Source organism: Frankia sp. CeTa3Moorea, from assembly GCF_978021225.1.
The window spans coordinates 30,876-37,824 of sequence record NZ_CDXDOR010000036.1; the positions used below are offsets into that span (position 1 = coordinate 30,876).

General features: G+C 72.3%; 7 protein-coding genes. 1 reads left to right on the forward strand and 6 read right to left on the reverse strand.

Annotation, left to right across the window (positions count from 1 at the left end; all coding sequences use genetic code 11):
• Nucleotides 1–482 precede the first annotated feature (482 nt).
• Entirely contained in the window at nt 483–1,160 is a 678-nt protein-coding gene (locus AC08OV_RS09205; RefSeq protein WP_476613597.1) for a helix-turn-helix domain-containing protein, read from the forward strand.
• On the opposite strand, the gene AC08OV_RS09210 is transcribed toward AC08OV_RS09205, so the two are convergent.
• The 6 genes from AC08OV_RS09210 to miaB form a co-directional block, all read right to left on the reverse strand.
• Nucleotides 1,082–1,534 carry a VOC family protein gene (locus AC08OV_RS09210; RefSeq protein WP_476619542.1) on the reverse strand — a complete coding sequence of 151 codons (453 nt, stop codon included), beginning with the start codon at nt 1,532–1,534 and terminating at the stop codon, nt 1,082–1,084. The two genes, AC08OV_RS09205 and AC08OV_RS09210, sit on opposite strands and share 79 nt — an antisense overlap.
• Before the next feature lie 52 nt (nt 1,535–1,586).
• On the reverse strand, nt 1,587–2,462 hold the full coding sequence (gene dapF / locus AC08OV_RS09215; protein ID WP_476619543.1) for a diaminopimelate epimerase: 876 nt from the start codon (nt 2,460–2,462) through the stop codon (nt 1,587–1,589).
• Nucleotides 2,463–2,521: 59 nt separating this feature from the next.
• Nucleotides 2,522–3,430 carry an EAL domain-containing protein gene (locus AC08OV_RS09220; RefSeq protein WP_476613595.1) on the reverse strand — a complete coding sequence of 303 codons (909 nt, stop codon included), beginning with the start codon at nt 3,428–3,430 and terminating at the stop codon, nt 2,522–2,524.
• 109 nt (nt 3,431–3,539) lie between these two features.
• Nucleotides 3,540–4,451, reverse strand: a complete 912-nt coding sequence (gene miaA / locus AC08OV_RS09225) for a tRNA (adenosine(37)-N6)-dimethylallyltransferase MiaA (protein WP_476613594.1) — start codon at nt 4,449–4,451, stop codon at nt 3,540–3,542.
• Complete coding sequence (locus AC08OV_RS09230; RefSeq protein WP_476613593.1) at nt 4,448–5,248, reverse strand: class III extradiol dioxygenase subunit B-like domain-containing protein; 801 nt, start codon at nt 5,246–5,248, stop codon at nt 4,448–4,450. The genes miaA and AC08OV_RS09230 overlap by 4 nt, the downstream gene beginning before the upstream one ends.
• Nucleotides 5,245–6,885: a tRNA (N6-isopentenyl adenosine(37)-C2)-methylthiotransferase MiaB gene (gene miaB / locus AC08OV_RS09235; protein ID WP_476619544.1), complete on the reverse strand. Its 1,641-nt coding sequence runs from the start codon at nt 6,883–6,885 to the stop codon at nt 5,245–5,247. The genes AC08OV_RS09230 and miaB overlap by 4 nt, the downstream gene beginning before the upstream one ends.
• Nucleotides 6,886–6,949: the final 64 nt, after the last annotated feature.

A 6,949-nucleotide genomic window follows, 5' to 3' on the forward strand; every position in this document is an offset into this window, starting at 1 on the left:
GAGTGGACGCATCGAAGGCGTCAGCAGGAAGTGTCATACCATCCGTTCTCAACGCGGCCCGCTACCGCACCATTCCGCGATCATTCCGTGCCGCTTGCTCCGGCCGGGCCCCACGACCCGGTGGCCCGAGGAGGATCCGCCGGACCGGAAGACCCTGCCGCACTCGTGGCGCGCCTCCCCCTCGTTTCCCGGCGAATCCCGTCGCCAACCAGGGTCCCACGCCACCACGTCGATCGCGAACCGTTTTGCCGCCCCGCCGACGTAGCCTCTGCGCCGTGTACCACGAGTACCACGAGAGACGGGCCCACCGCCTCGCCGCGACGATCTGGGACAGCTCGGGCCGCCCGACTCCCCCGGACACCACGCGGACGACGGCGGACCGGCGTCCGGACGGCACCGGGCCCTCGGAGGGCACCGGGCACACAGGCGGCACCGGGCACACAGACTTGGTGTGCAGCCGGCGGGTGTTGCCGGACGGATGCATGGACATCATCTGGAGTTCCGACGCCAATCTGATCGTCGCGGGGCCGGACACGGCGGCGAAGCTGGTGCGCTGGGCACCAGGCGTGCGGCACGTCGGGCTCCGCTTCGACTCGGGCTCTGGACCATCTCACCTCGGAGTGGCCGCGGACGAACTGCGCGACCAACGCATCCCGCTCGCCGACCTGTGGGGCGACGGACCGGCGCAGCGACTCGCCGAGCGGCTCGCCATGGCCGCTGATCCCCTGGTCGCATTCGAGTCGTCGATCATCGCCCGGCCCGTTCACCCGGCGCTCGTGGACCGGTTGGTTCCCGCCGTTCTGGCGGGTGCCCGCGCCCGGGCGCCCGTGGACGACCTCGCGCGCATAGTCGGGCTGAGCGAACGCCAGCTGCTGCGTCGCTGCCGGCGCGTCTTCGGATATGGCCCGAAGACGCTCGCCAGGATCCTCCGGATGCAGGACGCCCTGCACGCGGCGCGGGCCGGCATCCCGTTCGCGGTCGTGGCGGCCGAGGCCGGCTACGCCGACCAGGCGCACCTCGCCCGGGAGGTACGCGCGCTCGCCGGAGTTCCGCCGACCCGTCTCATCCGAACTGCCAACGTTCAGGACGAACTGGACGTCTCGGTAGCTGATGTCGCGGATGTCGCGGATGTCGCGGCCACTACGGGTAGTGGGGCGTAGAGGTCGACGTGGTTGCCGTCTGGATCGAGCACGACCGCGTACCGCTGGCCCCAGAAGGCGTCCCAGGGCGGAAGGTGGCCGGCGTGACCGGCGCCGACGAGGTCGGCGTAGACCTCGTCGACCTCGTCCGGCGTGTCGCAGGCGAAGGCCAGCCCGACCCGCGGCGAGCCGGTACCCGCCGACCAGTGCGGATCAAAGGATCGGATGGTCGCCTCGCTGTCGAACGCGAGGCGTAGACCGCCGGGCAGCTGCACCTCGACGTGCGGCTGGGCGTCGGCTCCGGCGGGCAGATCGAGGCCGAGCCGGCGGTAGAACGCCAGGGACCGGGCCATATCAGCGACGATCACACCGGTCAGGGTGAACGATGGTGGCATGAGGGCACCGTAGGGCCGGCAGGCGGGCCGGGTCTTGTAGGAAACGGACACCTCACCCGACCGGGTCGTGGACCTCCGCACGGCGCAGCACGCCGTCGAAGACCAGCTCGGCGGGCCCTCGCAACAGCACGGTCTCCGGCTGCCAGATCACGACCAGGCCGCCGCCGGGCACATCCACCTCGACCTCGGCCGGCGCACCCGCCGGCCGAGCACCTCGCCGGGCCGCCCAGGCCACCGCGACCGCGCAGGCACCGGTGCCGCAGGACGCGGTCTCCCCGACCCCACGTTCGAACACCCGCATCGCCACCCCACCCGGCCGGTCGACGACGATCTCCACATTCACCCCGTCCGGGAAGTCAACCGGGGAGAACGATGGTGGTCGGGTCAGGTCGAGCCGACGCAGCCCGGCGACGTCCAGGTCGCCGGCGAAGCAGACCGCGTGCGGATTACCCATCGAGACCGCGGTCGCGGTGAAGTCACGATCGGCGACGGTGACCGGGGCCCCGGGTCCGTCGATGATCCGCGGCGGTCCCATGTCGACCGTGACGTCACCGTCCACCGCGGCCTCGACGAGCCGCAGCCCGGCGCGGGTCGCGACGTGGAACCGTCCGGGCTGGGCGTATCCGGCGTCGACGAGGTAGCGGGCGAACACCCGGGCGCCGTTACCGCACATCTCGGCAACCGAACCGTCAGCATTGCGGTAGTCCATGAACCAGCGCGCCCGGCCGGCCAGACCGGCCGCCTCGGGAACCGCGGCGCAGAGCACCACCCGCAGCACCCCGTCGCCCCCAATGCCGGTCCGTCGGTCGCACAGCGCGCGCACCAGGTCCGCGGTGAGGTCGAGGTCCCCGTCGGGATCCGGCAGCAGGACGAAGTCGTTGCCCGTCCCGTGGCCCTTGACGAATCGCAGTCCCAGCTCGTCCCGCACGTCGCCGATCGTACGGGGGATGCCGCTCGGCACCTGACGACCGGGCTCCCGCGGCGGCGTCAGCCGGCTGCGGCCCGCGCCCACTCCCGCATCCGGTCGTCGGAATGCGACGGCTTGTACCAGCGGTCGGGCCGGCCGCGCCCGAGAGCGATCATCCGAGCGTCCTCCACCGGCACCGGCGGACAGAACACCGGTCCGATGGCGCGATCGCAGTCGAGATCCACCACCCGGGACGCCAGGCGCGCGGTGTCGACATCGTCGGCGACGACGGGCAGGCCGCGTTGGTGGGCAAGCCGGACGATGGCCGCGAGCACGGCCTCACCCTCGAGGTCCTTCATCGTCGCCCGCAGGAACAGACCGTCGATCTTGACGAGGTTCAACGGCAGCTGGTCGAGCACGGCCAACGAGCCCAGCCACGTGCCGAAGGACCCGACGGCGATCGCCACCCCGAGGGCACGCAGCCGGGTCAGCAACCGGGGCACCATCGGCGCGGCGAGTCCGAGGGTCTGCTCGCTGAACTCAAGGCCGATCGCCCCGGCCGGCAGCACCCGGCCCGAGACGAGCCGGTCGACCTCGGCCGCGAAGGCGAGGCTGGCAAGCTGGCGGCCATCGATGTTCACCCACAACCGGGGCGGGCGGATCGGCGTCCCGACCGCCATTCGATGCCAGGTGCGCGCCTCGGTCACGGCCATCCGCAGCACCCACTGGTCCACCTGATGGACGAGGCCCGCGGCCACGGCGATCGGCATGAAATCCGCCGGGCCCAGCACCCCGCGTTCCGGGTGCAGCCACCGCGGATGGGCTTCCATCCCCGGCACCGACCCGTTGCGCAGGTCGACCTCCGGTTGGAAGTGCAGCCGCAGCGAACCATCATCGAAGGCGGCGTAGAGCGCGGGGACGAGAGTCAGGTCGGGTGGGGTACCAGCATCATCGGGTGGGGTACCAGCATCAGCGGTGGGCGCGGTCACATCGATCTCTCCAGACGCCGTGCGGGACCGGCCGCCGCGCACCGGCCACCGGCGACGCCGCGCATTGGCGGCGGCCCGATCGACCCCGACCCGGTCGGCCGATCACCCGTCAGAGCGAACCCACCAGCCGTCGCACCTGGGTGACATCTGGTTGGTCCAACCAGGCTATCCGGTTATCCCGCCGGAACCAGGACCTTTGTCGACGGGCAAAGCGCCGCGTCGCCGTAATTGTGGCGAGCTTGGCCTGTTCAGCGGAGTCCATTGCGCCGTCGAACCAGGCCAGAACCTGGGCATAGCCCAGTGCGCGAGACGCGGTTCGGCCTTCCCGCAGGCCGCATTCCACCAACCTTCGCACTTCGTCAGGAAAACCAGCACCCCACATTTTCTCCACCCGGTCCGTGATCCGTTGGTCGAGATCGGGGCGATCCACGCCGATCTGCACGACCTCATAGACCGAGCGGTGCTCCGGCAGGGTGGCCGTGAAGGTTCCGGTGAGCTCGACGACCTCCAGGGCACGCACAATCCGCCGGCCGTTGCTGGGCAGGATCGCCGCGGCGGCCTGCGGTGCCAGCGCGGCCAGCCGGTCGTGCAGCGCCGGGGCGCCGACGCGGGCCAGTTCCTCCTCCCACCGCGCCCGGACGCCCGGATCGGTCCCCGGGAAGGTCAGATTGTCGAGAACCGCGCGGACGTAGAGCCCGGAACCGCCGACCAGCACCGGAATGCGCCCGGCGGCGAGCAGATCGTCGATTACCCGGCGGGCGTCCACCTGGAAGCTCGCGACGTCCGCGGGATGCGTCACGTCCCACACGTCGAGCAGATGGTGGGGCACCCCGCGACGCTCCGCCTCGGGAACCTTGGCGGTACCGATGTCCATCCCGCGGTAGAGCTGCATCGAGTCCGCGTTCACCACCTCGCCGCCGAGGGCGAGCGCGATCTCGATGCCGAGGTCGCTCTTCCCGCCGGCGGTCGGCCCCACGACCGCCACCACCGGCCCCCGGCGCGGTTCCTCCTGCCTGTTCATCCTCGCTCGGCAACATCCCGTGTCCAGAGGGCAACCAGATAGCCGATACCGTACGGCGCGTCGTCATACCGGAGGTCACTGTTCCATGCCCCCGGGCCCAGGGACCCCGGGCCCGGGCCGTCCCGGGTCGCGGCGAGCAGGGCGCCGGCCAGGACCTGCCAGGACGCCCGGCCCGCGGCGAGCAGCTCCCGGGCCAACCCCGGGTCCAGGGCGAGCAGGCCGGCTGGATCCCCCGCGGCCAGCGCCGCGGCGGCGGTCGCGTCGAACGCCGCGGCCCGTGGATCCAACCCGCCGGGAGCCTTCAGCGTGCGACAGGCCGAGCCGTCGCCCATCACGAGCAGTGCGAGGCGTCCCTGCGGAGCGGAGCCCGCGACCAGCCGCGATCCGAGTGCGACGGCCCCGTCCGGGGAGATCTCCGCGGGCACCCCGACGGCGGTGCGGGCGCCGGGCCAACCGACGGCGCCCAGCAGCCAGGCGCCGATCGTGATCGACAACGGTAGAGGGGGCGACGGTAGGACGGGCGACGACGGGACAGACGGCGACTCGGGGGCCAGCGCGGTCGGGCCGAGGTCCACCCGGAGATCCACGCCGAAGCCGGCCAGCGACCCGAACGCGGCGGGGCCGTAGGACACCTCGGTCGCCGCGTCACCCACCACCACGATCGTGTCCGGCTCGGTGGCACACAGCAGGCGCACCGCGTCCACCGCGACGGCCCGTGCCTCGATCGGCTCACCACAGCCGACCTCGGGAACCAGCAACGGAGGATGAGGACAGACCGCGGCGGCGACGAGGGTCATCGACGTACCGGAGTACAGCAGGCGTCCGCGCCGGCCGACGCCGCGCCAGCAGACGCCGCGCCAGCAGACGCCAGGCCAGCAGACGCCAGGCCGACGGGACCGGGCGAGGACGGCCGCAGGGACGGGATGCCCAGGGTGACGATCGGCCGTCCGCCTGCCGGCTGCTGCGCGGCGGCCGCACCGCCACCGTCACGCCCGAGCGCCCACGCGTCCCCCGCACGGGTCGCCCGGTGGGACCACAGGGGGCCGTCGGCGGTGAGGTGGTGGGGTGCCGCCCGCGTCACCACCGTCTCGACGACGTCGCCCGGGCGCACCGTAGGCGCGACCGCGGGCGCGACCGCGGCGCCGCCCGCCCTCGAGCCCGAGCCGGTGGGCGAGCTCGCGGCCTCGTCCGCGCGGAAGTGCACGAGCCGTCCGTCCCGGGCCCGGCCGGACATCCGGCCGGTGGCGCCGTCCTTGCGCCCCTCTCCCTCCGAGACCAGCACCTCGACCCGCCGGCCGACCAGGGCCCGGTTCTCCGCCCAGGAGATCTCGTCCTGCAGGGCCACCAGCCGGGTATACCGGTCGGCTACAGTCGCCCGGTCCACCTGGGCGTCCATGGTCGCTGCCGGGGTGCCCGGGCGAGGCGAGTACTGGAAGGTGAAGGCGCCGGAGAACCGGGCCGCCCGCACCACGTCGAGGGTGTCGGCGAAGTCCGCCTCGGTCTCGCCGGGGAAGCCCACGATGATGTCGGTGGTGATGGCCGCGTCGGGCATGACTGCCCGCACCCGCTCGACAATGCCGAGGAACCGGTCCCGACGGTACGAGCGGCGCATGCGGCGCAGCACGGTGTCCGACCCGGACTGCAACGGCATGTGCAGCTGGTGGCACACGTTCGAGGTGGTCGCCATGGCCTCGATGACGTCATCGGTGAAGTCGCGCGGATGCGGTGAGGTGAAGCGGACACGTTCCAGACCGTCGACGCGACCGCAGGCGGCCAGCAGCTTCGCGAAGGCACCGGGATCTCCCAGGGAGCGCCCGTAGGAGTTGACGTTCTGCCCCAGCAGCGTGATCTCCAGGGCGCCCTCCGCGACCAGGGCCTCGACCTCGGCGAGCACGTCGCCCGGCCGGCGGTCACGCTCGCGGCCACGCAGGCTGGGGACGATGCAGAAGGTGCAGGTGTTGTCGCATCCCACGCTGATGCTGACCCAGGCCGAGTGATGGCTGGCCCGCCGGGTCGGCAGAGAGCTCGGGAAGACCTCCAGGGCCTCGGCGATCTCGACCTGGGCCGCCGCGTTGTGCCGCGCGCGCTCCAGCAGCACGGGCAGTCGGTGCAGGTTGTGCGTGCCGAAGACCACGTCAACCCAGGGTGCCCGGTCAAGGATCGCGGCCCGGTCCTTCTGGGCGAGGCAGCCCCCGACCGCGATCTGCATGCCCGGATGGCCCTTCTTCACCGGGACGAGCTGGCCGAGGTTGCCGTACAGGCGGTTGTCGGCGTTCTCCCGCACCGCGCAGGTGTTGAACACGACTACATCCGCCTCGCCGCCGGGATCGACCGGGGAGTAGCCGGCGGATTCCAGCAGCCCACAGAGCCGTTCGGAGTCGTGGACGTTCATCTGGCACCCGAACGTGCGGACCTCGTAGCTGCGGCCGTTCACCCGACCAGCCTACGGCGCCTGCACCGGGCCGGGTCTGGGGTCGGGGCCGGGTCTGGGTCTGGGG